This window comes from Streptomyces cyaneofuscatus, assembly GCF_000718135.1.
GTDB classification, from domain to species: domain Bacteria; phylum Actinomycetota; class Actinomycetes; order Streptomycetales; family Streptomycetaceae; genus Streptomyces; species Streptomyces cyaneofuscatus.
On sequence record NZ_JOEM01000014.1, the window covers coordinates 70,033 to 95,647 of the forward strand.

23 protein-coding genes and 2 pseudogenes are annotated in these 25,615 nt (G+C 71.7%); 7 read left to right on the top strand and 18 right to left on the bottom strand.

Annotated elements, in window-relative coordinates; all coding sequences use genetic code 11:
* Positions 1 to 4 precede the first annotated feature (4 nt).
* From IF17_RS0123125 to IF17_RS0123135, 3 genes are read right to left on the bottom strand one after another with little or no spacing between them, the layout of a single operon-like run.
* Positions 5 to 736 (bottom strand): hypothetical protein, encoded by a 732-nt coding sequence (locus IF17_RS0123125; protein ID WP_030568972.1) that lies wholly within the window; start codon positions 734 to 736, stop codon positions 5 to 7.
* A complete protein-coding gene (locus IF17_RS0123130; RefSeq protein WP_030568975.1) occupies positions 733 to 1,257 on the bottom strand; it encodes a SigE family RNA polymerase sigma factor in 525 nt (174 codons plus the stop codon). The genes IF17_RS0123125 and IF17_RS0123130 overlap by 4 nt, the downstream gene beginning before the upstream one ends.
* A gap of 45 nt (positions 1,258 to 1,302) precedes the next feature.
* The gene (locus tag IF17_RS0123135; protein ID WP_030568978.1) at positions 1,303 to 2,454 is read right to left on the bottom strand and encodes a right-handed parallel beta-helix repeat-containing protein; all 1,152 of its coding nucleotides are present in this window, start codon (positions 2,452 to 2,454) and stop codon (positions 1,303 to 1,305) included.
* A 212-nt stretch (positions 2,455 to 2,666) separates the two neighbouring features.
* Between IF17_RS0123135 and IF17_RS0123140 the strand changes: the two genes are divergently transcribed.
* Positions 2,667 to 2,936 (top strand): type II toxin-antitoxin system Phd/YefM family antitoxin, encoded by a 270-nt coding sequence (locus tag IF17_RS0123140; RefSeq protein ID WP_030568981.1) that lies wholly within the window; start codon positions 2,667 to 2,669, stop codon positions 2,934 to 2,936.
* A gap of 2 nt (positions 2,937 to 2,938) precedes the next feature.
* Positions 2,939 to 3,034, top strand: a pseudogene (locus IF17_RS1000000139900) (VapC toxin family PIN domain ribonuclease); the annotation flags it as partial.
* 75 nt (positions 3,035 to 3,109) lie between these two features.
* On the opposite strand, the gene IF17_RS0123145 reads toward IF17_RS1000000139900, so the two are convergent.
* From IF17_RS0123145 to IF17_RS0123160, 4 genes are all read right to left on the bottom strand, one after another.
* On the bottom strand, positions 3,110 to 4,471 hold the full coding sequence (locus tag IF17_RS0123145; protein WP_030568984.1) for an MSCRAMM family adhesin: 1,362 nt from the start codon (positions 4,469 to 4,471) through the stop codon (positions 3,110 to 3,112).
* On the bottom strand, positions 4,461 to 5,030 hold the full coding sequence (locus IF17_RS0123150) for a DUF6114 domain-containing protein (RefSeq protein WP_030568987.1): 570 nt from the start codon (positions 5,028 to 5,030) through the stop codon (positions 4,461 to 4,463). Before IF17_RS0123150 ends, IF17_RS0123145 begins: the two co-directional genes overlap by 11 nt.
* 96 nt (positions 5,031 to 5,126) lie before the next feature.
* Positions 5,127 to 5,777 carry a DUF6230 family protein gene (locus IF17_RS0123155; RefSeq protein ID WP_030568991.1) on the bottom strand — a complete coding sequence of 217 codons (651 nt, stop codon included), beginning with the start codon at positions 5,775 to 5,777 and terminating at the stop codon, positions 5,127 to 5,129.
* 623 nt (positions 5,778 to 6,400) lie between these two features.
* Positions 6,401 to 7,369, bottom strand: a complete 969-nt coding sequence (locus IF17_RS0123160) for a tetratricopeptide repeat protein (protein WP_030568994.1) — start codon at positions 7,367 to 7,369, stop codon at positions 6,401 to 6,403.
* A gap of 433 nt (positions 7,370 to 7,802) precedes the next feature.
* On the opposite strand from IF17_RS0123160, the gene IF17_RS0123165 reads away from it, so the two are divergent.
* The gene (locus tag IF17_RS0123165) at positions 7,803 to 8,444 is read left to right on the top strand and encodes a TetR/AcrR family transcriptional regulator (protein ID WP_106980226.1); all 642 of its coding nucleotides are present in this window, start codon (positions 7,803 to 7,805) and stop codon (positions 8,442 to 8,444) included.
* Positions 8,445 to 8,501: 57 nt separating this feature from the next.
* On the opposite strand, the gene IF17_RS0123170 is transcribed toward IF17_RS0123165, so the two are convergent.
* From IF17_RS0123170 to IF17_RS0123180, 3 genes are read right to left on the bottom strand one after another with little or no spacing between them, the layout of a single operon-like run.
* A complete protein-coding gene (locus IF17_RS0123170) occupies positions 8,502 to 9,155 on the bottom strand; it encodes a hypothetical protein (RefSeq protein WP_051884106.1) in 654 nt (217 codons plus the stop codon).
* A 32-nt stretch (positions 9,156 to 9,187) separates the two neighbouring features.
* Positions 9,188 to 10,195 carry a GDP-mannose 4,6-dehydratase gene (locus IF17_RS0123175; RefSeq protein ID WP_030569003.1) on the bottom strand — a complete coding sequence of 336 codons (1,008 nt, stop codon included), beginning with the start codon at positions 10,193 to 10,195 and terminating at the stop codon, positions 9,188 to 9,190.
* Positions 10,192 to 11,394: a UDP-N-acetylglucosamine--N-acetylmuramyl-(pentapeptide) pyrophosphoryl-undecaprenol N-acetylglucosamine transferase gene (locus IF17_RS0123180; RefSeq protein WP_030569006.1), complete on the bottom strand. Its 1,203-nt coding sequence runs from the start codon at positions 11,392 to 11,394 to the stop codon at positions 10,192 to 10,194. Before IF17_RS0123180 ends, IF17_RS0123175 begins: the two co-directional genes overlap by 4 nt.
* 64 nt (positions 11,395 to 11,458) lie before the next feature.
* Here IF17_RS0123180 and IF17_RS0123185 point away from each other — a divergent pair, with 64 nt between their 5' ends.
* Together IF17_RS0123185 and IF17_RS0123190 are read left to right on the top strand one after the other, a co-directional pair.
* On the top strand, positions 11,459 to 12,136 hold the full coding sequence (locus tag IF17_RS0123185; RefSeq protein WP_030569009.1) for a response regulator transcription factor: 678 nt from the start codon (positions 11,459 to 11,461) through the stop codon (positions 12,134 to 12,136).
* Positions 12,133 to 13,548: a sensor histidine kinase gene (locus IF17_RS0123190; RefSeq protein WP_030569011.1), complete on the top strand. Its 1,416-nt coding sequence runs from the start codon at positions 12,133 to 12,135 to the stop codon at positions 13,546 to 13,548. Before IF17_RS0123185 ends, IF17_RS0123190 begins: the two co-directional genes overlap by 4 nt.
* Positions 13,549 to 13,589: 41 nt before the next feature.
* On the opposite strand, the gene icmA is transcribed toward IF17_RS0123190, so the two are convergent.
* The 4 genes and pseudogenes from icmA to IF17_RS0123210 all read right to left on the bottom strand — a co-directional run bounded on the left by icmA (position 13,590) and on the right by IF17_RS0123210 (position 17,634).
* Positions 13,590 to 15,290: a coenzyme B12-dependent isobutyryl-CoA mutase large subunit gene (gene icmA / locus IF17_RS0123195; protein ID WP_030569014.1), complete on the bottom strand. Its 1,701-nt coding sequence runs from the start codon at positions 15,288 to 15,290 to the stop codon at positions 13,590 to 13,592.
* A gap of 87 nt (positions 15,291 to 15,377) precedes the next feature.
* On the bottom strand, positions 15,378 to 15,704 hold the full coding sequence (locus tag IF17_RS0123200) for a DUF3817 domain-containing protein (RefSeq protein ID WP_030569016.1): 327 nt from the start codon (positions 15,702 to 15,704) through the stop codon (positions 15,378 to 15,380).
* Between the two features lie 56 nt (positions 15,705 to 15,760).
* A complete protein-coding gene (locus IF17_RS0123205) occupies positions 15,761 to 16,270 on the bottom strand; it encodes a MarR family winged helix-turn-helix transcriptional regulator (protein WP_026241067.1) in 510 nt (169 codons plus the stop codon).
* A gap of 10 nt (positions 16,271 to 16,280) precedes the next feature.
* Positions 16,281 to 17,634: pseudogene (locus IF17_RS0123210) on the bottom strand (MFS transporter).
* A gap of 14 nt (positions 17,635 to 17,648) precedes the next feature.
* Here IF17_RS0123210 and IF17_RS0123215 point away from each other — a divergent pair.
* The gene (locus IF17_RS0123215) at positions 17,649 to 18,632 is read left to right on the top strand and encodes an ArsR/SmtB family transcription factor (protein WP_030569023.1); all 984 of its coding nucleotides are present in this window, start codon (positions 17,649 to 17,651) and stop codon (positions 18,630 to 18,632) included.
* Between the two features lie 150 nt (positions 18,633 to 18,782).
* Positions 18,783 to 19,835, top strand: a complete 1,053-nt coding sequence (locus tag IF17_RS0123220) for a glycoside hydrolase family 6 protein (RefSeq protein WP_030569026.1) — start codon at positions 18,783 to 18,785, stop codon at positions 19,833 to 19,835.
* A gap of 44 nt (positions 19,836 to 19,879) precedes the next feature.
* Here IF17_RS0123220 and IF17_RS0123225 read toward each other — a convergent pair whose 3' ends face one another.
* From IF17_RS0123225 to IF17_RS0123240, 4 genes are all read right to left on the bottom strand, one after another.
* Positions 19,880 to 21,118: a YncE family protein gene (locus IF17_RS0123225; RefSeq protein ID WP_030569028.1), complete on the bottom strand. Its 1,239-nt coding sequence runs from the start codon at positions 21,116 to 21,118 to the stop codon at positions 19,880 to 19,882.
* A complete protein-coding gene (locus IF17_RS0123230; RefSeq protein ID WP_030569031.1) occupies positions 21,115 to 21,672 on the bottom strand; it encodes a SigE family RNA polymerase sigma factor in 558 nt (185 codons plus the stop codon). The genes IF17_RS0123225 and IF17_RS0123230 overlap by 4 nt, the downstream gene beginning before the upstream one ends.
* 84 nt (positions 21,673 to 21,756) lie before the next feature.
* The gene (glxA, locus tag IF17_RS0123235) at positions 21,757 to 23,712 is read right to left on the bottom strand and encodes a radical copper oxidase GlxA (protein ID WP_030569034.1); all 1,956 of its coding nucleotides are present in this window, start codon (positions 23,710 to 23,712) and stop codon (positions 21,757 to 21,759) included.
* Between the two features lie 3 nt (positions 23,713 to 23,715).
* On the bottom strand, positions 23,716 to 25,545 hold the full coding sequence (locus IF17_RS0123240) for a glycosyltransferase family 2 protein (protein ID WP_030569037.1): 1,830 nt from the start codon (positions 25,543 to 25,545) through the stop codon (positions 23,716 to 23,718).
* Between the last annotated feature and the right edge of the window lie 70 nt (positions 25,546 to 25,615).

The following is a 25,615-nucleotide window of genomic DNA, read 5'->3' on the forward strand; positions in this document are numbered from 1 at the left end:
CCTCTCAGGTCGTACGGGCGAAGTCGCCGCCGACCTCGTACGTCGTCCCGTCGGCGGTCCTGGCCGTGGCCCGGTACGTGTCCGGCGCGGCGTCGCGGCCGCCCGGGGCGTGGTCGTACTGCCCGGCGAAGACATGTGTCCCGGCCGGGACCGTGCGGCCGGCCCTGAGCGTCCAGCGGTGGACGAGGACGCCGTCCCGCTCGCGTACGGAGAGGTCGAAGTCCCCGTCCGGCCGGGTCTGCCAGGTGCCGGTGGAGCGGACCTGGCCGGTCTGCGGCACGAGCAGTTCCACGGTGAGCGCGGTGAGCGGCTCCTGGGACTTGAGGGTGACCTCGCTCTGCGCCCAGTCCGGGTTGTCCTCGGGGGCGATGGAGCCGTCCGCCCAGAGCGGGCCGTCGGTGGTGGAGAGGCGGCGGCCTGGCGTGGGCGCGGGGCTCGTCGTGGTCTCCCGGGGCGCGGGCGTGACCCGCTCCTCAGGTCGTTCCTCCTGTACGACGGACGAACCCGGTACGTCGTCGGGCCCCTGGACCACCGAGGCCACGGCGAAGCCGCCGACCACACACGCCCCGGCCGCGGCGAGTCCGGCGAGGGCGATCCTGGGCCAGCCGAAACGGGTCCGGCGGGCGGGGGCGCCCCGGGTCCGAGGCCGGGCGCGCTCGATACGGGCGAGCATCCGGGCCCGGTCCGGCTCGTGCGACCGGGCCGCCTCCCGCAGCTCCCCGGGCAGGTCGCTCATCGTTCTCCCCTTCCCGCGAGTTCGAGCGAGGTCCGGCCGCCCAGCAGCCGTTCGAGCTCGGCCATCCCCTTGGAGGTCTGGCTCTTGACGGTGCCGACGGATATCCCGAGGGCCAGGGCGGTGTCCCTCTCCGACAGGTCGAACGCGTGCCGCAGCACGACGCACGCCCGCTTCCGGAAGGGCAGTTTCCCCAGCGCCTGCCGCACATCGAGGACCGCCGCCACGTCCGGTCCCTCCGCCGGGTCGCCGCGCCGGGACCAGAAGAGCGCGACGCGGTGGCGTTCGCGTACGGCCGCGCGGATCCGGCTGCGGGCCATGTTGGCGACGACCCCACGGGCGTACGCGACGGGGTGCTCGGCCGCACGGACCCGGTCCCAGCGGTCCCAGAGCGCCACCAGCGCGTCCGCCGCGAGGTCATCGGCTGCGGCCGCCTCGCCCGTCAGCAGGTGGGCGAGGCGCGCGAGTTCGGCGTAGTGGCGGTCGAAGAAGTCATGGAACTCCGCGGACGCGTCGTCAGCCACGCCCCGAACCCCTCCCTCGTACGTGCGGATCGCTGCCTGCTTCGCCTACTTCATCCCCGCGCCGATGTCCGGGGTGCCGGTGACCAGGAAGGTGGTCGCCGGGAGGGAGCCGTCGGCCCGGCGGGGCCCGTACGCAGTGGTGGGATCGGTGCGGAGGCCTGCAGGGCGCGTCTGCCCGGTGTCCCAGGTGTTGGCGGCCGAGACGACGCGCCGGGAGAGCTTCGCGGCGCCGGTCGCGTTGTCCACGGCGAGGTTACGGGAGAGGCGGGCGGGCGAGGAGGCGAAGTAGTAGCCGGAGGCGCCGTTGGCGTAGGCGGTGTTGCGGTGCAGCCGCAGGGCGCCGGGGTTGCTGTTCTCCGTGAAGCCGTGCTTGCTGTTGCCCCAGGCGGCGTTGCCGGTGACGACGTGCGCGGCGCTCGCCCCGCCGCCGCCGAGCTTGAAGCCGTTGCCGTTGCCCTCGAAGGCGGAGTCGTTCCAGCGGTCGACCCCGTTCCCGTACGCCCAACTGCGCTCGATCCGGACAGGGCTGGCCCACTGCCAGAGGTCGATGCCGTCGTCGGCGTTGTGGTAGAGCCGCGCGCCGACGACCTTGTTTCCGGTGCCGGAGCCGAACTTGACGGCGAGGCCGTCGGCGTTCTGGCCGTGGTTCCGGGCGTCGTAGTTGCCGTACGAGTCCAGGTTCTCGATCAGGTTGTCCGTCGTGCCCTCGCCGCGCAGCGTGAAGCCGGAGTCGCCGTTGCCGTGGGTGGTGAGGTTGCGGAAGATCCCGCCGGTGGACGAGGTCACGACGACGCCGTGGGCGCCGGAGTTGCGGAACGTCAGGTCCGACAGGGTCCAGTGGTCGCCGCCTATCGCGACCAGCCACTCCCCCTTCGGCAGCTTGGACCCGTCGACGACCGCCTTCTCCGTCCCGTGGGCGGTGACGGTGATGCGGCGCTGCGCGGTCCCGTTCGCCTGGCTCTTGAGGCTCTTGGCGGGGTGGTACGTACCGCCGCGCAGCTGGATGGTGGTGCCGGGGCCCGCGGCGGCGAACGCCTTCTCCAGCTGGGCCGTGGTGGAGACGACGACGGCCTCGGCGGCGCTCGCGTCATCGGGGGCCGTGGCCGCCCAGACGCCCACACCCCCCGCCGCGACGGCGACGGCCACGGCGGCCGAGAGCGTACGGGTCCTGCGGTGTCGTCCTCTGCTGGTGCTCACGTGGGGTGGTTCCTTCGCTCGGTCGGATCGGCAGGGGTCGGCGGGGCAGGTCGGTGCCTGGCCCGTGTCCCCTGGTTGCCGCCGCTCGCGGAAAGGTTGCCGGGGCGTGAGAGAAAAGAATGAGGCGCCTGATGCCGGACTGCGGAGCGGCATGGGCAAAGCGGATGAGCAGGCCGAGGCGCCCTGCGGGCGGCCTGGGTAGCGTGGTCGGCGTGAGCGCGCAGCCCGGGATCACCCAACGGGATCTCCGCAACAGATCGAAAGAGATCATGGACGCCGTGCAGAACGGCCAGGCGTTCACGGTGACACGCGACGGTCACCGCATCGGCGAGCTGATCCCCCTGCGGCGACGGAGACGTTTCGTACCCCGCGCGGAGTTCTCGGAGTTGTCCCGATCGTCCCCGGACATCTCGCTCGATGCCTTCCGTGAGGATCAGGACGTCACCGCCGAGCAGGCGCAGGACGACCGGCACGCCGGCTGAGCCCCCTGTTCACGACCACCCCCGACGACTTCAAGGGACTGGACGAGCTGCTCACCGTGGTGCCGGTGACGCGGCCCGCTGTTCTCCACGACGGATGACCGTGGGCTGTACCCCTCACGAGGGGTACAGCCCGCGGCTCTGTGCGGCTCCCGGACGGGATCAGGTGGCGGCGGCTAGCTGCGGCCGCCCTCCAGGTAGTTCTGCAGGCCCGGGACCTTGAGCGTGCCGCCGAACTGGCCGGCCTGCGTGACCTTGACCTTGGTGAAGAAGGCGAAGGGCACGTTCAGGGGCGGCGGAGTCTGCGGGTTGAAGGTGATCGGGATGAGGCCGAAGAGGTTGCCCTTCAGCTCCTCCGTGTACATCGTCACCGTGCCGTTGCGGATGGTCGACGTGGAGCCCGGACGCGACTTCACGTGGCCCGTGGTGCCCGCCGGTCCGACGGTGAGCTGGTGCAGGTCCTTGATGTCGATGGAGCTCGCGGTGAACTTCAGCACCTTCTTGATGCTGCCGTCCGCCCTCTTCACCTCGACGATGCCTTTGTAGTCCAGGCCGTTGAGCGTGAGCAGCGAGGACTCCAGGACCCACGGTTCGGCCGGGAGCAGCGGGATGCCGGGCTCCAGGGACGCCGCGGCGAGGGCCTCCGGGTCGGGTTCGGGGCAGGGGAAGCGCGGCTTGGCGCCGTCGGGGATGTCCTCGTCCTTCTTGGGGTCGAGTCCCTTGACGTCGTCGTCGAGCTCCTTGACGTCCTTGCCCGCCTTCTCGGCGGCCTCGCGGATCGCATCGGCCGTCCCGTCGGCTTCTTCCTTCGCCTGGTCGGAGGCGTCCTTCGCGGGGACGTTCGCCGGGTCCTTCGCCTCGTCCTTCTCCGGAGCCTTCGGCTTGTCGGCCGGCTTCGGGGAGTCGGCCGTGGGGCTCGGGGACGGGCTCGCCGTCTCCTCGGGCTTCTCCTCGGCCTTGCCCTTGTCCGGGTCGAAGAGGTCCTTGAGGGCGTCGCCCAGGCCCAGCGGGTCGAGCGGGTTCTTCGACTTGGTGGGCGTCGGGGTGGGGCTCGGCTCCTCGGCGGGCTTCCCGGCAGGCTTCTCGTCGGCCGTGTCGGGCTTCTGCCCCCCGTCAGGCTTCTCGCCGGCCGCCGGGTCCTCGGTGGCCGTGGCGCTCTCCGTGGGCTTCGGGGTCGCGCCGTCGCCTACGCCCGGCTCCTCGCCCTTGTCCGGCTCGTCCGTGGGCGTCGCCGACGGGGTCGGGGTGGCCTTCGGGGACTCGGACGCGGACGGGTCGGGCTCGTCGGACCGGGTGACGCAGGGGCCCGGGGCGAAGGGGATGTCGGGGTTGCCGTCGGCCATGGCGAGCTTGGGCGTGAGGCCCATGCCGACGAAGACGGCGGTCGGCATCGCGGCAAGAGCGAAGGCCTTCTTCCCGCTCGGCATGTGCAGCTTCGTCAGCAGCGACTTCTTGGGGGCCGCGTGGCGGGGCCCTTTGCGTACCGGGAGAACCTCGTCCGCGTACGCATGCGGCTGCTGTTGCTCGTCACCCCGCACGGTGTGTCCCCCCGTCGTAGCCGGAGGCCGCGTCGTGGTCGCCCGCCGGCTGCTGCGGAACGGCGGCGCCGTGCAGGGCGCCCTCGGGGGCGTACCCGCTCTCCGGCTGCTGCTTGTCCAGCGACGACGGGGCGGCCTGCGGGTCCGCTCCGTCGGCCGCCGGCTCGCCCGGCGCCCAGGAAATGGACAGGGCTCCGCCGATGAGCGCGAGGAGGAATCCGATGACGAAGCCGCCGATGTTGGCGACGGGTATGGAGATCAGCGCGAGAAGAATGGCCGCGACCCCGGCGAAGACCCGGACGATGCTGTGGAACCACATCGTCAGGCCCAGCGTGATCAGCAGGACCCCGATGATGAGGGATCCGGCGCCGGCGGTGGTGGACATAGCCAGCGTCATGTTGCCGAGGTGGAGATCGGCGTACGGGAAGTAGGCGATGGGCGCACCGCCCAGCATGGTGAACAGACCCGCCCAGAACGGCCGGTTACCCCGCCAGGTACGGAATCCCCGCCGGTAGACGGTGAGGTTGTGCTCGTTCTGCCCTGTGGACTCGGGGCTCATGGAAAACAGCTCCCTGGAACCGGTACTGCTGTGAGAGGAGAAAGGGTGGGCGGCCGGAAGGCCCGCGCGGGACGTTCCGACCACCCGGGCGAGTGCTTAGAAGCATTCCTTGACGCCCGTGTGCAACCTCAGCTTGAGGTCACTGAGCTTGAAGGTTCCGGCCGTGGTCGCCCACGCCGTCTGCCTCACCTTCGTCAGGACAGCCCTGTCGGCACGCTGCGCAAAGCCCTCCGACTTGGCCTGGGTGCCGGGCTGGACGCCAATGCTCCCTTCCTTGCCCTCCTGCTTCAGCGAGCCGGTCGCGACGCCGATGTCGATGTTCTCGAAGGCGGCGTCCGCGTCGAGCTGTGCGACGTCCAGGTAGAGATTGGTCGCCAGAACCGGCTTGTCCGGGTTCGTACCGGCCCGCAGCTGAAGGCTGACGTTGCCGATGCCGGGCACCTTCGGCGTGACCACCGACTGGCACATGTTGGTGATCTTGGCGCTGCTGAAGCCCGACACCGCGACCGCGTGCGCGGCGTCCTTGCCCTCAAGGTCTTTGCCGACCGCGACACTGCCGTACTGGACGAAGTTCCGGCCGTCCAACTCGTCGGTGCTGACCTTGAAGCTCTGGCCGGACACGCTGAAGGACGCGGCCAGCGCGCCCTGCGCGAGACCGACACCCACAGCTGCGGTCGCGACGACGCTCGGCACCATGACCAGAGCGAAACGCTTCCATCTCGTCCCACCGCGAACCTGGGAACTCATAACTTGCTCCTTCTTCTCGGACGTACATCTCCGGGCGGGTGGGAAACCCGTCCTGGGATGGGAGAAGTGCTACGTCCTCGGGAAGGAGAGCGCCCGCAGGCGGAGGCATGTACCGCATCCGCTGCACCGGCGTTCACCCCCGAGCGACAAACCACTGGCTGCACGGTGTGTACAGCCGGTCGGACAGGCCCCGTCTGTCGGCGGGAACCCCCCTGTCCACGGCCGGCGCCACTGCCGCCGGCCCACTCGGTGGGGACCCAACAGGCCCCTCGGCACCGGCTGGAGACCGGGCCGAAGGTATGGGACCGAGCGTGGCCGATCGTGGTCCATTCGGCGCCGCCGCACAAGGGGGGTCGTTACTTGCCAGTAACGACCTGATAACCGTGGCGCGACCGGGCGACATCATGCGGCCACACAGGGTGGCACGAAAGGGACATCGAAATAGCGGGAAACTCAATGGAAGCAGGACAGAGCGACCCCGTCGACTTACTGCCAGTAACAGCACGTCTTATTGTCAAGTTTTGGTAAAGCGGCGGTGACTCTTAGCGTTCGGACGGCAAAACGGCCGCGATACCCGAGGGGCATCACGGCCGTCTTGTCACATCGGAACAACCGGCTCGCGGTCAGAACAGAACACGCGCCAGCGAGGTACGCGCGGCGGTGACCCGGGGGTCGTCCGGGCCGATCACCTCGAAGAGCTCCAGCAGCCGCAGCCGGGCGGTGTTCCGGTCGTCGCCGGTGGTGCGGCGGACCGCCTCGACGAGCCGGCCGAAGGCGTCCTCGACATGGCCGCCGACCAGATCCAGGTCGGCGGCGGCGAGCTGGGAGGTCACGTCGTCCGGATTGTCCGCCGCGTCCTTGCGGACCGCGTTCGGGTCCATCGTCTGGACGCGGGCCAGCAGCTCCGCCTGGGCCAGGCCGAGCTTGGCCTCCGGGTTGGCCGGGTCGTCGGCGAGCACGTTCTTGTACGCCTGTACGGCGCCGCCGAAGTCGTTGGCGTCGAGGGCGGAGGCGGCGGCCTCCAGCAGGTGGTCGTACGGACCGGCCGGCACCTCGGCCGGGGCGGCGTCCGGCGACGCGTTCGGATCGACGGCGATCCCGGTGAGGCCGAACCGCTCCTCGCCGACCTGGATCAGCTGGTCCAGCGTCTCGCGGATCTGGGCTTCGGGGGCCGCGCCCTGGAAGAGCGGGAGGGCCTGCCCGGCGACGACGGCGAAGACCGCCGGGATGCCCTGGATGCCGAACTGCTGCATCAGCATCTGGTTGGCGTCGACATCGACCTTGGCCAGCAGGAAGCGGCCGTTGTACTCGACGGCCAGGCGCTCCAGCAGGGGGCCCAGCTGCTTGCACGGCTCGCACCACTCGGCCCAGAAGTCGATGACGACCGGGACCTCGGCGGAGCGCTGGAGGACATCGCGCTCGAAGCCTGCTTCATCGACGTCGATCACCAGGGCGGCGGGCGCCACGGCGCCGGCGCCCCCTGTACGGGCGGCCTGCGCGCGGGCCTGCTCCGCCTTGGCCTTGGCCTCGCCGGCCGCCTTGACGGCGGCGAGGTCGACGACGCCGCTCATGGACATGTTCCTAGGCTGCATACGTACATCCTCCCCCCTGAGCACGCCGTTCCGGAAAGCGATACGGGAACCGGGCCGGTCCGCGGCACCGGCCGGTGTGCCGGGCGGGCGGACGAAGACGGTTCCCAGGGCCCTGAAGAACCCCGGCGGGGCTCCGAAAAGACCCCGGTGGAACAGAGACGGGCCCCGATGAGACCCGGTGGACCTTCCGGATCCCCATCCGGCCGTGTCCGTGCGGCCCCGGGTCCCCACCCGGCGCCTGGGCCTCGGTGAAGGCCCTGGTGGCTGTCGCTCGTTCGTTCCGTGGCGTACGGGGCGGGCCTGCCGCCTTCCTTACGCTACGACCCGTAGCGTAACTGCCGATCAGCCCGCCGGAACAGGCCCTCCCGGTGATCTGTCTCACGGAACCCGGGGCGGACCGGACGTGCCTACCGGCCGGTATGGTCGCCGCATCATGAGCAGCACCGACCCCCAGACCGCCCGAACAGGGCGCCCTCGCTCCACCGCCGCCGATGCCGCGATCCTGGAGGCGACGCGCGCCTCCCTGGTCGACCTCGGCTGGTCGAAGCTGACCATGGGCGATGTGGCGGCCCGGGCCGGCGTCGCCAAGACGACCCTCTACCGGCGGTGGGCGGGGAAGAACGAGCTGGTGGTGGACGCGGTCGCCGTCCTCTTCGACGAGCTGGAGCTCCCCGACCGGGGCAGCCTGGCCGCCGATGTGCAGGGGGTGGTGCTCCAGTTCGCCGCCCTGCTGGAGCGGCCGGAGACCCGGACGGCGCTGATGGCGGTGGTGGCCGAGTCCACCCGGGACGACTCGCTGCGGGTGCGGATCCGGGACTCGATCGTGGACCGGCAGAAGCGGCTGGTGCTGGAAGGCCGGCAGCGTGCGCAGCGGCGGGGCGAACTGCCCGTCGAGCCGGACGCGGTGGTGGCGGACCGCACCGCCGACCTGATCTTCGACGTGATCGCGGGTGCGGTGGTGCACCGGATGCTGGTGAGCGCCGAGCCCGTCGACACGGACTGGGCCCGGCAGTTCACCCTGCTGCTGCTGTCAGGGCTGGGGGCGGGAACGATGGAACGGCGCCCTGGGAGTTGATGCCCCCGGGACGCCGTTCCCCTGTTCACGGCGGTCTCACGCGGTGCGCGGCACCGGTCACCACCGCGTCAGATGCTCCACATCGGACACGTGGAAGCGCCCGTAGCCGAACATCTCACCGAGAGCCTCGTACTGGGCGTACTGGGCATCCGAGATCGGCACCCGGCAGGCGCCCAACACCCGGAGGAGGAGCCGGAAGCCGAGGTCGGGATCGACCTGCGCGGCGACCAGCTCCAGGGCCCGGACCACCTCGCCCGGCTCGTGACCGAAGAACGTCTCAGCCTTCGCCGCCAGGGAGGGCTCCGCCGCCGCGATGGCCGCCACAACGGCCCGGACCGAGTCCTCGGACGCCGCTACCGCCTCGATTACCAACGTCCCCGCCGGATCGGCCTGCCGCGCCTGTTCGGAGCAGACGGCCGCGACGTGGCGCAGCCAGTCCCGCCCGTCGACGCCGAAGTAGGCGAGGTTGTACCCGCCCTCCGAGGCGACCGTCCACACGGTGGCGATGACCTCGGTGGACAGGGAGGACTGTTCGAGGCGCACCGCGTCGGCCAGGATCGCCCGGGCAGCCTCTCCCGCCGGCTCGCCCAAGTGCCCCAGGGCGGCGTCCGTGATGGTCTGGTCGACGGTCCGGTCGTAGGACCACGGCCCGGCGAAGAACTTGGTCAGCCGGCTGAGACCGAAGTCCCACTCGGTCTGGCGCGGTGCCATGGTTCCCTCTTTCGGTTCGGGTGAGCCGGTCGTCAGACCTGGTAGCGGCCCGGTGCGAAGAGGTGGAGGTGGTCCGCCACCCAGGCCGACGTGCGCTCCAGCCCCTCCTCCAGGGTGACTTCGGGTTCCCATTCTGCCCACTCACGGGCCCGGGTGTTGTCCGAAAGCAGCCGGTGCACCTCGCTGCCGGAGGGCCGCAGCCGCGCCGGGTCCACGACGATCTCGGCGTCCCGGCCGGAAGCGGCGATGAGAGCCTTCGCGAGATCCCCGATCGAAATCTCCTGACCGGTACCGAGGTTGACGCTCTCCCCCAGCGCCCGGTCGCAGTCGGCCAGCGCCAGGAACCCGGCGGCGGTGTCGGTGACGTACGTGAAGTCGCGGGTCGGGGTCAGCGAGCCGAGCCGGATCTCCCGTGCGCCGGAGTGCAGTTGGGCCAGGATCGTGGGGATGACGGCACGGGCGGACTGGCGGGGCCCGTAGGTGTTGAAGGGCCGCACCACCGTCACCGGCAGCTCGAAGGCGTGCCAGTGCGACAGCGCCATCATGTCCGCGCCGATCTTCGAGGCGGAGTACGGCGACTGCGGCTGGAGCGGGTGGCCCTCGCTGATCGGGGCGGTCAGCGCGGACCCGTACACCTCGCTGGTGGAGGTGTGCAGGAGACGGCGTACGGAGTGGCGGCGGCAGGCCTCGGCGATGTTCTCGGTGCCGACGACGTTCGTACGGACGTACGCTCCCGGCGCGTCGTAGCTGTACGGGATGCCGATCAGCGCGGCGAGGTGGAAGACCGTGTCGCACCCCGCCACCGCGTCCATCACGCGGCCCGCGTCACCGACGTCTCCGGCGATGAACTCGACCGGGCTGTGCGGGTCCTGGAGGTAGCGGGCGAGGTGGCCCTTGTCGGCGTACGGCTTGTAGTGGACGAACGCCCTCACCCGGGCGCCTCGTTGTACGAGAAGGTCCACGAGGGTGGAGCCGATGAAGCCCTCGGCTCCGGTGACCAGGACGGTCCGGCCGGTCCAGTCGGCGGTGGTGCTGTTCATGAGGTGAACTCCCTTGTATTGGTGGGTTGTCCGGCGAGGCGGATGACCGTCTCCGCCAGCAGGTCGGCGGCGCGCGCGTGGTTTCCCGGGTCGGCCGCGCGCCCCATCACGGCGAGCCGCGCCGGGTCCGCGAGCAGCGGGTCGATCAGTTCGGCCAGCCGGTCGGCGGTCGTCTCGGCGTCGGGGACGAGATGGGCGGCACCGGCCTCGGAGAGGACCCGGGCGTTGTGGGTCTGGTGGTCGCCGGGCGCGTGCGGGTACGGGACGAGGACGGCGGGCACCCCGGTCGTCGCCAGCTCCGCGATCGTGGCCGAGCCCGCCCGGCAGACCACCAGGTCGGCCACCGCGTAGGCGAGGTCCATCCGGTCGAGGTAGGGCACCGCCTGGGCGACGGGGCCGGAAGCAGCGTCGGTCGGCTGCTGACGGGCCTCCCCCTGCGCGGCGGCTCCCACGCCCGCGTCGACGAGCTTCCGCCGGGTCTCCGCCAGCGCGGCCGGGCCCGTCTTGATGAGCAGGTGGACGTCGGTCCGGTCCCGCCACCGGGCGGCGAGCCCCACCGCGGCCGCCGTCAGCCGAGCCGCGCCGAGGCTCCCGCCGTTGAAGAGGACCACCCGCGCCCCCTCGGGTATCCCGAACGCGCGCCGGGCCTCCGCGCGCAGCGCGGGCCGGTCCAGGGCGGCCAGCGAAGCGGCGATCGGCATGCCGACGGTCAGGGCCCGCTCACCGCCCGACAGATGGGCGCGGCTGCCGTCGAAGGCGACGGTGAGGTGTTCGGTGAGCCGGGCGGCGAACTGGTTGGCCCGGCCCGGGACCGCGTTGGACTCGTGGATCACGCTGGGCAGCCCGGCCATCTTCGCGCCGACGATCGCCGGGGCGCTCGGGTAGCCGCCCATGCCGACGACGACCTGCGCCTGCTGCCTGCGCAGGACCGAACGGGCCTGGGCGCCGGAGCGCAGCAGCGCGGCCGGGAGGAGGAAACGCTTCGCGCCGAGCGCGGGGTCGAAGGGGATCATGTCGACGGTGTGCAGCCGGTAGCCGGCGGCCGGGATCAGGGTCGTCTCCAGACCCCGTTCGGTGCCGATGAAGGAGATGACCGCGTCCGGGTCGGCGCGGCGCAGGGCCTCGGCGAGGGCGAGACCGGGGTAGATGTGGCCGCCGGTGCCGCCCGCACCGATCACGACGGAGAGTGGTGTGCGCATGGCCGCCACTCTCGGGAAGCGGCCTAAGAAGGTTCTAAGAGTCCGGTTTGGCAGGCTTCGGACTATGAACAGGATTCTGGTGGCCGAGGACGAGCCGGAAGTGCGGGCCGCTGTCGAGGACGGGCTGCGGATCGAGGGGTACGAGGTCCGGGGCGTCGGCGACGGGCTGGCCGCGCTGTCGGCGGTGGCCGCCTGGGAGCCGGACGCGGTGGTCCTGGACGTGATGATGCCGGTGCTCGACGGGCTGGCGGTCTGCCGGAGGCTGCGGGCGGTGGAGGACCGGACTCCGGTGCTGGTGCTGACCGCACTGTCGTCGGTGGCCGAGCGGGTGGACGGTCTTGAGGCGGGGGCCGACGACTATCTGGTGAAGCCGTTCGCGCTGGACGAACTGGTGGCACGCGTACGGGCGTTGCTCCGGCGGGCCGCGCCGCCCGCCCCGGACGGGGATCTCGCCTTCGCGGACCTGACCCTGGATCCGGTGGCGCGGACCGGGCGGCGGGCGGGGCGGCCCATGGAGTTCAGCCGCACGGAGGCCGCACTGCTGGAGCTGCTCCTGCGCCACCCCGGCCAGGTGCTCCCGCGCGAGGTGATCCTGGAGCGGGTCTGGGGACAGGACTTCGGGCCGGACTCCAACTCGCTCGCGGTGTACGTGGGTTACCTGCGGCGCAAGCTGGAGGCGGGCGGTGAGCCACGGCTCGTCCACACCGTGCACGGGCTCGGCTACCGGCTGGACGTGGCGTGAGCGGGGTGCGGCGGCTGGGCGCCCGGTGGCGAAGGAGGCGCCCCCTCCGTACGCGCCTCGCGCTGGCGGCCTCGGCGGCCGTGGCGCTCGTGGCCGTCGGGGTGTGCGCGGCGGCGTTCTTCGTCATCCGCTACGAGCTGCTGCACCAGCTGGACCTGTCCCTGACCCAGTCCGCGACCCGGGTGGTCCAGGAGAACCGGGGCGAGGGCCCGCAGATCATCGCCGGTGAGTGCCGCTTCCTCTCCGCGCCCGCGTGCGCCCAGGTCGTCCCGGCCGACCCGGCGGCGGACCCGGAGGCCGCCTATCTGCTGCCCGTCTCCGCCCCCGTACGGGAGGTGGCGGCGGGGACGCGGGCCCCGTACTTCAGCAATGTCACGCGCTTCGGGCAGCCCTTGCGGATGCTGACGACCCCGTTCGGGGACGGGCGGGCGCTCCAGGTGGCGCTGCGCGCGGACCCGGTGGAGAAGGGCGTGCGGCAGGCGGCGGTGCTGCTGGCGGCGGTCGGCGGGGCGGGGGTGCTGCTGGCGGGGCTGCTCGGGTACGCCGTCTCGCGTACCGGGCTCGCCCCGGTGGCCCGGCTGACCTCGACCGCCGAGCGGATCGCGGCGACCCGGGACCCGCGCCACCGCATCGAGCTGCCACCGGGGCCGCCGGGGCGGCAGGACGAGGTGACCCGGCTCGCGGCCAGCTTCAACACGATGCTCGGGGAGCTGGAGCAGTCGGTGAGCGCCCAGCGCCGGCTGGTCGCGGACGCCTCGCACGAGCTGCGGACCCCGCTGACGGCTCTGCGCACCAACGCGGAGCTGCTGGCCCGCGCGGACCGGCTGACGCCCGCGCAGCGGGAGCGGGCCTCGGGGGCGCTGGGGCGGCAGATCCGGGAGGTGACCGGGCTGGTGAACGACCTGATCGAGCTGGCCCGGGACGAGGAGCCGCTGCCGCTGGTGGAGGAGGTGCGGATCGCTGAGCTGGCGGAGCACACGGTGGCCATGGCCCGGACGCACTGGCCGCGCCTGCGCTTCGAGCTGGAGGTCGGCCCCGGTGCGGCGGAGGCGGTCCGGCCCGGGGTGCCGGCGCGGCTGGCCCGGCTGCTGACCAACCTGCTGGACAACGCGGCCAAGTTCAGCCCGCCGGACGCGCCGGTCGAGGTGGCGCTGACCGCGTACGGGGACGGAAGCGGGGACGGCCTTGAGCTGACGGTCCGGGACCACGGGCCGGGGATCGCGGCCGAGGATCTCCCGTACGTCTTCGACCGCTTCTACCGCGCCGAGGCCGCCCGCGCTCTCCCCGGCTCGGGGCTGGGGCTCGCGATGGCCCGGCAGATCGCCCGCGCGCACGGGGCGGAGCTGACCGCGAGCGCGGCGCCGGGCGGCGGGGCGCTGTTCACGGTGGTGTTCGGCGGGGAGGGCCCGTAGGAGCCAAGGGGATCTCAAGGGCCCTCCCTCCGTAGAGAGCATCAGAAGCCCGGCGGCTCCGTGTACGTGCCCCACTCCTCGCGCAGCGCCTCGCAGATCTCGCCGAGCGTGGCCTCGGCCCGTACCGCGTCCAGCATCGGCGCGATCATGTTCGAGCCGTCGCGGGCGGCGGCGAGCATCGCGTCCAGCGCGGCGCTCACCTTCGCGTCGTCGCGGGCGGCCTTGCGGGCGGTGAGCTGGCTGACCTGGTCGCGCTCCACCTCGTGGCTGACCCGGAGGATCTCCAGGTCGCCGGTGACGGAGCCGTGGTGGACGTTGACGCCGACGACCCGCTTGTCACCCTTCTCCAGGGCCCGCTGGTACTGGAAGGCGGACTCGGCGATCTCGCCGGTGAACCAGCCGTCCTCGATACCGCGCAGGATGCCGGAGGTCATCGGGCCGATGGGGTGCTGCCCGTCGGGGTGGGCCCGGGTGCCGCGTTCCCTGATCTGGTCGAAGATCTTCTCGGCCTCGGCCTCGATCCGGTCGGTGAGCTGCTCCACGTACCAGGAGCCGCCCAGCGGGTCGGCCACATTGGCGACGCCGGTCTCCTCCATCAGCACCTGCTGGGTGCGCAGCGCGATCTCGGCGGCCTGCTCGGAGGGGAGGGCGAGGGTCTCGTCCAGGGCGTTGGTGTGGAGCGAGTTGGTGCCGCCGAGCACGGCGGACAGGGCTTCGACGGCCGTCCGTACGACGTTGTTGTACGGCTGCTGCGCGGTGAGGGAGACCCCGGCGGTCTGGGTGTGGAAGCGGAGCCACTGCGCCTTGTCGGTCTTGGCGCCGTACGTCTCCTTCATCCAGCGGGCCCAGATGCGGCGGGCGGCGCGGAACTTGGCGATCTCCTCGAAGAAGTCGAGGTGGGCGTCGAAGAAGAAGGAGAGCCCGGAGGCGAAGGTGTCGACGTCCAGGCCCCGGGAGAGGCCGAGCTCCACATAGCCGAAGCCGTCCGCGAGGGTGTACGCCAGCTCCTGCGCGGCCGTCGCCCCGGCCTCGCGGATGTGGTAGCCGGAGACGGAGAGCGGCTTGTAGGCGGGGATGGAGGAGGCGCAGTGCTCCATCAGGTCGCCGATGAGGCGCAGGTGGGGCTCGGGCTGGAAGAGCCACTCCTTCTGCGCGATGTACTCCTTGAAGATGTCGGTCTGGAGCGTGCCGTTGAGCACCCCCGGGTCGACGCCCTGGCGCTCGGCGGCGACCAGGTACATGCAGAAGACCGGGACGGCGGGGCCGCTGATCGTCATGGAGGTCGTGACGTCACCGAGCGGAATGTCCTTGAACAGGATCTCCATGTCGGCGGCGGAGTCGATGGCGACCCCGCAGTGGCCGACCTCGCCGAGCGAGCGCGGTTCGTCGGAGTCGCGGCCCATCAGGGTCGGCATGTCGAAGGCGACGCTGAGGCCGCCGCCGCCCGCCGCGAGGATCATCTTGTACCGCTCGTTGGTCTGCTCGGCGTTGCCGAAGCCGGCAAACTGGCGGATGGTCCACGTACGGCCCCGGTAGCCGGTCGGGTGCAGGCCCCGGGTGAAGGGGTACTCCCCCGGCCAGCCGATCCGCTCGAACCCCTCGTACGTGTCGCCGGGGCGCGGCCCGTAGACCGGCTCCACCGGGTCCCCGGAGAGCGTGGTGAAGTCCGCGTCACGCTTGCGGGCCTTGTCGTAACGGGCCTGCCAGCGGAGGCGGCCTTCCTCGATCGCGTCAGCGTCCATACCTTCGAATTTACTAGGACGTCCTAGTAAATGTCGATGGCAAACCGCCCGGCGCTTTTGCGCGGGGCGGTGGGGGTGCCGTGCCGGTCAGGCTTTGGCGGGCTCCGTGGCGGGCTTGGTGACCAGCGCCTGGGCCTCGCGGCTGACCTTCGGCTCCACGAAGAAGGAGGCGAAGGGGATGCAGCCGGCCGCCAGCACCCACAGGAGCTTGCCGAACGGCCATTTCGCCTTGGAGCCGAGGTCGAAGGCGAAGATGACGTAGACGATGAACAGCACGCCGTGGATCTGGGAGATCACCATGGTGTCGCCGGTGTCGAAGGCGTACTTCGCGATGATCGCCACCGTGAAGACGAGAAGCCAGATGGCGGTGACGTAAGCCATCACCCGGTAGCGGGTGAGCACGTTCTGTTTCATGGACACGAGCGTAACGGGACGGGCGGGGCGATCTTCGCGCACCCCCCGGGCCGTGTTCACCCCTCGTCGAAGTCCTGCGCCGCCACCCGCAGCGGCCGGAGCATCGCGAAGATCTCCGCGCACTCCTCCGCGTCGTACACCCCGAGCCCGAAGTCCATGGCGACCAGGTCCTCGGTGGCCGACTCGACGACCTCGCGCCCCTTGTCGGTGATGGAGGCGAGCGTTCCGCGCCCGTCGTTGGGGTTGGGGCGCTTGCTGACCAGGCCGGACTTCACCAGCCGGTCCACCGTGTTGGTGACCGAGGTGGGGTGCACCATCAGCCGCTCGCCGATCTTGGACATCGGCAGCTCGCCCGCCTTGGAGAAGGTGAGCAGCACCAAGGCCTCGTACCGTGCAAAGGTCAGACCGTACGGCTTGACGACCGCGTCCACCTCCGCGAGCAGGATCTGCTGCGCCCGCATGATCGAGGTGATCGCCCCCATGGAGGGCACGGGCCCCCAGCGCTGATGCCAGAGTTCCTCGGCACGGGCGATGGGATCGAAAGGAAGGCTGAGCGGCTTCGGCACGGCACCGACCTTACCGACTGGTCATATGCCGGTCAGCCCCGTCTCGCCTTTCGGTATCGGACATCCGTCCGGGGGCCGTACGGCGGACCTCGGCGACGACGAGGAGCGCGACGACGGTACCGATGATTCCGGATCCGGCGACCACGTGGTGCACCGGGAAGAACTCGGCCGCGAGCCCCGCCAGCGCCATCCCGGCGCCCTGGATCGTCATCAGCCCGGCGGTGAGCAGCGTCATGGCCCGGCCGCGCAGCTCGGGCGGGACGGCGTCCACGAACCACTGGTCGAGCCCGATGACGTACGCCGCCCCCATCCCGGCCAGCGCGAGTGCGGCCAGGGCGAGCGGCAGCCCCGGCCGGATCACGTACACCACCAGCGGCAGCAGGCCCACGGCGGCGACCGGCAGCACGATCCGGGAGCGGGTACGGGGCCGGAGCGCGGACCCCACGAAGAGCTCGGCCCCCACATGCCCGACGGCCATCGCGCACAACAGCAGTCCGAGCGCGGCCGGACCGGCGCCGATCTCGGCCACGTACGGGGCGGCCAGCGCCTCCGGGGCCACCACGAACATCGCGGGCAGCCAGAGCAGGAGCAGCAGCGCCCGGATGCGGCGGTCGCCCAGGATCAGCCGGGCCCCGGAGAGCGACTCCTTCAGCAGGGTGGCGGAGCCGCTCCCGGCGCGGGCGGGGCGGTCGCGGGTGCCGACGCGGAGGAGCGCCGCCGAGCAGAGGAAGGTGACCACGGTGACGGTGATCGCCCCGCGCGGGGAGAGCACGGTGAGCAGCGCGCCGCCCGCGCCGAAGCCGATGAGCATGGCGCTCTGCGAGACGATCCGCAGGAGGGAGCGGCCGAGGACGTAGAGGTCGCCGTCGCCCAGGATGTCGGTGAGCGCGGCCATCCGGGTCCCGGTGAAGACCGGCGCGACCGCTGCGACCAGGCAGCGCAGGGCGAGGAGTCCGGCGACCGGGGTGGCGGGCACCAGCATCACGGCGACGCAGGCCGCGCAGACCAGGTCGCAGACGACCAGGACGCGGCGGGCCGGGTAGCGGTCGGCGACCCCGGCGAACAGCGTCCCGCCGATCACGTACGGAAGCAGCCCCAGCGCGAACGTCAGGGCGCTGAGCAGCGGGGAGCCGGTGAGGTCGTACACGAGGACGGTGAGGGCGAGTTCGCTGACGACGACGCCGAGGAGCGAGAGCAGGTGGGCGGCGAAGACGGCCCGGAACTCGGTGACGGCGAAGACGGCGCGGTAGCCGGCGGGCGGGGCGGTGGCAGGTCCGTGGGACATGGCAGGAGCCTGGGCCCGGTGGGCCCCTTCGCCGTAGAGTTTCGGCTGGAGCCGAATGTTCACCGGCCGCCGGGATCATCGGGGAGGGAAAGCGTGCCGTTCCAGCTGCACTTCGGCGAGAGCGACCTGCTGCGCTGCCGGTTCGCGCTCTCGCCGCTGGTCGAGACCCAGGAGGCCGTGCGCACCCTGGCCCGCCCCTACCGGCACGGCTACCACCTCCCCTGGCTCCGGCAGATCCGCGAGGCGGCCGCAACCCTCGATCTGGAGCCGCTGTGGCTGCTGATGCCGGACGGCGGCCACAACCCGGACTTCATCTGCCCGCCCCCGATCGGCCCGCTGGCCACCTTCGAGGAGGAGATCGCGGGCGTCCGGGCGGTCGATCCGGAGGTGGCGTGGGCGGACATGGAGCTGGCACTGTCGGAGCGGCTCGGTGCCCGCGAGTCGGTGACCGGCCGGCGTCTGCTCGACGACCCGGCGCGTGCCGTGCTCGAGATCGCCGATCTGCTGGCGCGGGTCTGGCAGACCTTGATCGAACCGTACTGGCCCCGGCTGCGGGCGGTCCTGGAGGCGGACATCGCCCACCACTCCCGCCGGCTCGCGGACAGCGGGCTCGCCGGGCTCCTCGGCGAGGTGAGCACGCAGCTCAGCTGGAACGGCTCGACGCTCACCGTGAAGGGGACCCGGGGCGACCACCAGCAAGTGCTGGGCGGCCAGGGGCTGGTGCTGATGCCGAGCGTCTTCGTCTGGCCCGAGGTGGTGGGCGGCCACCAGGAGCCGTGGCAGCCCGGGCTGATCTACCCGGCGCGCGGGATCGGCGGGCTGTGGAGCGCGGCCGGCGAGCGGACACCGGACGCCCTGGCCCGGCTGCTGGGGCGGGTCCGGGCGGACGTGCTGTGCGCGCTGGACGAACCGGCCGGGACGAGCACCCTGGCCCACCGGCTCGGCCTCGCCCCCTCCTCCGTATCGGCGCATCTGTCGGTGCTGCGGGGGGCGGGGCTGCTGACGTCGCGGCGGTACGGACACCAGGTGCTGTACGAGCACACGCCGCTGGGGATCGCGCTGACCGCGTCCACCTGAGCGGAGCCCGGTCACGGACGGTGTCGCGGCACCACTCTCGGTGACCGTTATGTCACGATTGCTGGCGTCTGCCTGAGCTCAGCCTTCCGCTGCGCCGTCCGGCACCACGCCGTCCCGTATCCGTGAGCCACCGCCGTCCGAGGGGGCTGGATGTCCGGCCGTAGAACCGTTTCCGGAAACCGCCGTGTCTTCGGGGTTCCCCCCGCCCTGGCCGCCGCCGCTCTCGCGGCCGCCCTCACGGCGGGCTGCTCCGCGCCGGGCGGCACGAGCCCCGCGGCCGCCGACGCCGACCCCGTACGCGGCGAGCCCGCGCCGAGCGCGGCGTCCCCGTACTGGGTGGACCCGGACAGCGATGCCGCCCGTCAGGTGCGCGCCTGGGACCGGCAGGGCCGGGAGGACGACGCGAAGGCGCTGCGGCGGATCGCCGACCGGCCGGTGGCGCTCTGGCCCGCCTGGGACGCGCCCGGGCCCGAGATCGTGGCCGCCGCGAAGGCCGCGGCCGAGACGAAGAAGAGCATTCTGCTCGTCGCGTACAACATCCCCCACCGTGACTGCGGGCTCTACTCCGCGGGCGGGGCCAAGGACGCGGACGCCTACCGGTCCTGGCTCGGGGAGTTCGCCGAGGCCATCGGCGACGCCCCGGCCACCGTGATCCTGGAGCCCGACGCCCTCCCCCACATCGCGGACGGCTGCACCCCGCCCGAGCACCACGCCGAGCGCTACCAGCTGCTCTCCGAGGCCGTGGACACGCTCAAGGCCAAGCCGCGGACCAAGGTCTACCTGGACGCGGGCAACCCCGACTGGATCAAGGAACCGTCCAAGATCGCGGAACCGCTGCGCCAGGCCGGGATCGACCGGGCCGACGGCTTCTCGCTGAACGTCTCCAACTTCCAGTCGAACGCGAGCGTGAAGGAGTACGGAGCCCTCCTCTCCGACGCCGTCGGCGGCGGCGCGCACTACGTGATCGACACCAGCCGCAACGGCGGCGGCCCCCTGACCGGGGACCGCGCCGAGGCCTGGTGCAACCCGCCGGGCCGGGCGCTCGGCACGCCCCCGACCACCGACACCCGGGACGACCGGCTCGACGCCTACCTGTGGATCAAGCGGCCCGGCGAGTCGGACGGCACCTGCCGGGGCGGCCCGGAGGCGGGCACCTGGTGGCCGGAGTACGCCCTGGGACTGGCCGAGCGCGCGAAGTCCTGAGGCCCTCGCGCGAAGTCCTGAGGCCCTCGCGCACGGAGTACCTCTCACCCTCGCGCGAAGATCGGCTCCCAGCGCCCGGCGGAGTGGTCCTTGGGCGTGCGGGCGCCGCTCAAGGACACCGTCTTCTTGGCGCCGACACCGACCAGCACCAGCCGGTTCTCGTACTCCCCGCCGCCCGGCGCGATGTCCCAGGCGATCAGCCGCGTGCTGTCGACCCAGGCGAGGAGCTCCTGGCCCCGCAGCTTGGCGACGCGCTTGCCCGTCCGGGGGTCGAGCACCTGGGTGGCGGTGGTCTTCACCCCGCCCGCGAAGCCGCCGGCGACGAGCCGGCCGTCCGGGGAGAGGCCGGCGGGCGCGGACCAGAGGGCGACGTGGGCCTCCTGGGCCGGTGCGGTCACCGCCTTGCCGTCGAAAGTCCGGTAGATGGCGCCGGGGGCCATGTTGATGGGCTCGTACAGCAGGGTTCCGTCGGCGTTGAACCGCAGGTTCTCGCCGGAGCCGTAGCCGCCGCCCCCGCCGGCGTACGCGGGCAGCGGCTGCCAGGCCGAGGTCCCCGTCGCCACGTCGACGACGGCGAACCCGGTGCGGCAGGGCACCCGCTGCGGCTCGTAGTCGTCGTTCACCTGGACCTTGTGGGACCAGTAGGCGCGGTCCGGGTTCTTGTCGTACGTGGTGGCCACCAGCTTGCGGCCGTCGGGCGAGAAGAAGAGGCCACCGGCTCCCTGGGACAGGGGGATCCAGCGGGTCACCTCTCCGGTACGGAGGTCCAGGAGCCCGATGCGCGGGGCCGGCAATGCGCGTTCCAGGACGGCGGCGGTCCGCAGGCCGGGCGCGACGGCGAGGAAGGACCAGCGCTCGTCCGCCTCGTAGCGGCCGGTCTTCTGGTTCAGCACCGAGTAGGTCCGCTCGACGACCTCGTCGCGGTTCGGCTGCTTCACCTTCCTGGACGTGGAGTAGGCGGCGAGGACCTGGTCGCCGACGGCGATCTTGTCGCGCGGCGGGGACTGATCGACATGGGCCAGGACGTCGTGGGTGGAGACCTCACCACCGACCACATGGGCTCCGCCGACCCGGCCGGTGTGCCGGTCACCGGCGTCGAGCAGCGTGGGCACACCCACGGCCGCGGCGACGACCAGGGCCGTGGTGGCCGCGGCGGCGGCCAGCGTACGGGCCCGGCGACGGCGCCGCTCGGCGAGGATCCGGCCGGCCAGTCCGGGGGGCGGGGGCGTGATGCCGGCGGCCTGCTCGCGCAGGGAGTCACGGACGAGTTCCTCGACGTTCACGGTCGTACCTCCACGGCGGCGAAACCGCGGGGCCGCGGCTCCTCGGCATCGGACCGGCCGAGGGCGGTGAGTTCAGGCGCATGGGCGCGGAGCCGGGCCAGCGAACGGTGGGTGGTGGACCGCACGGTGCCGACGGAGCAGCCGAGGAGGCGGGCCACATCGGCCTCGGGCAGGTCCTCGAAGAAGCGCAGCACCAGGACCGTGCGCTGCCGCGCGGTGAGCCGGGACAGGGCCTCACGCATCACCAGACGCAGTTCGGCGGCTCCCGCGCCGTCCGCGCCGCTGCCGCTGTCGGGTGGCGCGGCCACCGTCAGTTCCCGTCTGCGCCCCTTCAGCCGCCAGCGGCTGACCTGCTGCCGGTAGAGGATCTGACGTACGTACGCCTCGGGTTCCTCGATCCGGTCCCATCGCCCCGCCGCCTTGATCAGCGCGTTCTGCAACAGGTCCTCACCCGCGTGGCGGTCCCCGCCGCTGAGCAGGACCGCCGTCCTCAGCAAGGCCGCCGAACGGTTGCTCACGAACTCCCGGAAGCCCTCCTGGCCTGCCGCGTCCATGGTCACCTTCGCTTCCCGGGCGGGCACCCTGCCCCTCCCTGACCGTACTGACGCGCGCGGGTGCCCCCCGCTATGCCTCCTCGTTCAGCCCGCCTTCACCCACTTCGCCTCGGACGGGACGCCGTCGGTGTCGGTGACGAAGAGCATGTACCAGCCGGGCGGCACCAGGGTGGGGTCGTCCGGCACGCTCACGCTCACCTCGCCCTTGCCCTTCTTCAGGCCCAGTTCGATGGAGCGCTGCTCCACATCCGTGGTGTGCGTGACCGCGCTCGGCCGCATCAGCCGGGCCGTCGCGATCCGGTCCGCGTCGGCGCTCTTGTACGTGACCGTCTTCCCGCGTTCGACCGCCTCGGGGCCGTCCCCGACCACCGGCCGCTTGTCCTTGCCCCGGTGCAGGGCGGGCGGGGTGTAGACCTCCATGCGCTGCTCGAACTTGCCGAGCTTGGTGTTGTCCTTGTCGCCGTAGAGCGAGTCGGAGCCGAAGGTGGCGACCCGGCCGTCGGGCAGCAGCAGCGCCTCGGAGTGGTAGTTGCGGCCGACCGTCGGCTCGGCCGCCTCCTTGAAGGTGTTGGTCTTCGGGTCGTAGGACTGCGCCTTGAGGATGTTGCTGTTGCCGCGGCCCCGGTAGTCCTCCGAGCCGCCGCTGGTGAAGACGGTGTCGTCCGGCATGATCACGCTGTTCAGGTAGCGCGTGCCCTGCGGCAGATCGGGGCCCGGCTTGAAGGCCGGGCTGGCCTGCTTGAGGTCGATGACGGCCGTGCGGGCGGTGGACTTCTTGGACTCGCCGACCCCGCCGCCGCCGAGCACCATCACCTTCTGGTCCTGGACGGGCGGCAGCAGCAGTGAGGCCGCCGTCTCCAGCTCGTCGGTGTCGGTCAGCCCGGGCACCTTGGTGAAGGTGTTCTTCCTGATGTCCCAGATCCCGGGGTCGCGGCCCTTGTCGGCCGGTCCGTAACCGGCGTTGGCGCCCGGGTAGAAGAGCTTGCCGCCCTTGGTCAGGAAGAGCGCCGGGTAGGTCGGGAAGTAGTGGAAGGGGCCCTTGGCCCACTTCTTGGTCTTCGGGTCGTAGATCTCGTTGTCGCCCGGCAGGATCGCGCCCACGTCGTCGAGGCCCGAGACGGCGAGCACCCGGCCGTCCTCCAGGCCGACGAGCGTCGGGTACCAGCGGGCCTCCTTCATCGGGTCGACCTTGATGTACTTCTCCGCCGTCGGGTCGAACTCGTAGGCGGCCCTGATCCCCTGGAAGTCCTGCTTGTCCATGGTGATCTTCTCGGCGAGCCCGTAGGAGTTGTCGGCCTCCTTGCCCTTCAGCCCGACGATCTCGTACTGGGCCGCCTCGGCCGCCACCGCCTCGACGCCGTCGTTCACCGCCTCCACGAAGACCCGCTGCTCGGCCGCCGTCACCTTCGTCTTCCACGGCTTCATCTGGCCGCTCTCGAAGTACGTGACCTCGAACTCGCGCTTCGCCTTGGGCACGGTGACGTCGAACTTGGCGACGTACTCGACACCCGAGGGGGAACGGAACACCGTGCCCTTCTTCAGCTTCAGCGGCTTGTCCGGGTTCTCGTTCTTGACCCGCATCCCGCCGCCGGCCCGCTTCACCTTGTCGTCCAGCACCTCGTAGCGGGCGGTGCCGCCGGCGATCAGCAGCCGCCCGTCCGGGAGCTGGGCGTGGCCGCCGCAGAAGAAGTCCTCGGGGGTGGGGATCTTCTGGAAGACGTTCTCGGCCGGGTCCCACAGCACGGTGTCGAAGGTGCCCGCGTCGAAGTTCTTCTCGTCGTTGCCGGAGCCCGCGACGATCAGCACCTTCCCGGTGTGCAGGAGCGCCGCGTGGATGGCGTTGGTGCGGTACTCCTTCGGGATGTCGACCCGCTCCCAGGAGCCGTACTCCGCCTTGTACTTCGGCTGGGCGATCTTGTACGCGTGGTACTGGTCCTCCGCGAAGGAGAGCGCCGCCGGCGCGTTGAGGCCCGCGAGCACGACCACGGCGCCGCCGCCCAGGAGCGTCTTCCGCATCTTCTTCGAAGGCCGGTAGGCCATGGGTCAGTTCCCTCCTGCGGTGGTGGTGGCGGTGGTACCGGCACTCGCGCTGCTGGTCGCCGGGGCGCTGGTGGTCGTCGTCGTGGGGACGAACGCCTTCGCGGGAAGCGGCTGTACGGGGGTGGGCGCGGGGGCGGGTACGGCGGTGCGTTCCCGCGTACGCCGGTCCTGCCACTGGGTCCAGGCCCAGACCGCGACCGGGGACAGGGCTATCGCGAGGCCCAGCGTCGCCCAGGTCCGCATCGCGACATGGGTGTGGTCCAGGTAGACGGAGGCGGCGAGCGAGGAGACCAGGACAGCGGCCCAGGCGAGATGGATACGGAAGGTGAGCAGCCGGTCCGGGGAGACCTGGCCGCCCTTGGGCGTGACGACGAACCGGCCCTCCGTGCGCAGCACCGCCGAGCCGAGCGACTTGAGGTAGATCGGCGCGGAGAGCGCGGACATGGCCATCCCGGCGAGGCCGCCGGAGCCCTCGGGCTCGTGCGGGGAGACGTTGTGGCGCCGGTTCCAGAGGTACAGCCCGATCTGGAGGGCCGCCGCGTCGCTGTAGAGCATCAGCCAGATGGAGGCGGCGACCTGGGTGCCGGACGCCCCGAACCAGAGGAAGAGGACACAGCTGAACACGCCGAGCAGCCAGTTGACGGCCGTCATCGGGTAGTAGACGAGCATCAGCGTGTAGCTGAGGAGCCGGCCGGGCGGCACCCGGAACAGCGCCTTCCCGTACTGCTTGAACAGCGTCTCGTACGTCCCCCGCGACCAGCGCAGCTGCTGGGTGAAGAAGTCCGTCCAGGAGGCGGGCCCCTCGCCGACGGCCAGCACGTCGGGTGTGTAGACGGAGCGCCAGAAGCGGCCGGTGAGGGGGTTGCGGCGGCGGTGGATCTCGAAGCCGGTCGCCATGTCCTCGGTGATCGAGTCGTAGAGGCCGCCGACCTGCCGTACGGCGGCGACGCGGACGACGTTGTTGGTGCCGACGAACATCGGGGCGCCGTAGCGGTTGCCCGCGCGCTGGATCAGCGCGTGGAAGAGGAACTGCTGCGATTCGGCGGCCTTGGTGACGGCCGAGTCGTAGTTCCCGTAGACCTGCGGTCCGACGACGAAGGCGACGTCCGGGTCCCGGAAGTAGCCCAGCATCCGCTCCAGGAAGTTGGGCATCGGCACATGGTCGGTGTCGACGGAGGCGAAGAAGTCGTAGGCGTCGCCGTGCAGGGCGATCCACGCGTTGTAGTTGCCGTGCTTCGTCTTCGCCTTGTGGGCGCCCTTCTTACGGTTCCACTCGGGCACCCCGCGCCGGGTGAAGTGGTGCACGCCCAGCTCCGCGCAGAGCATCCGGGCGGCCGGGTCGTCGCCCTCGTCGAGGAGCCAGATGTCCAGCGGCCCGGGGTGCGTGAGCCGCACCGCGCCCTTCAGGGTGGCGCGCACCATGGAGAGCGGTTCCTTGCCGGGGACGTACGTGGTGAGGAAGGCGACCCGGGTGCCCGGCTCGGGCGTCACGGGTACGGGGTCCCGGGCGACCATCGTGGCGTGCGCGATGGAGACCACGTTGACCAGCATGAAGAGCCCGATCAGGCCGATCGAGACCAGCATCGCGGTGTCGGCGACGACGAGCCACCGCTCCCCGTTCTCCCGGTCGGTCCAGTGCGAGGGCCAGACCAGGTAGAGCATCAGGGTGGCGGTGAGCACCGGGGCCAGCGTCATCAGCAGGGCGGCCCTTATTCGGTGCTTCTCGCTCGAGAGCAGGGATCGGTACCGGACTCGGTATCCCTCGGGGTCCGGCTCGGTGAGCGGACCCGCGAGCCGGCTGTAGGTGTCGTAGTCGTAGCCCTCCGACCGCACCGTGCCTCCCACTGTCGAACGGGTTGATATCCCCACAGAAGGGGACGGGCAACGGCGTGTCGACTTGGCA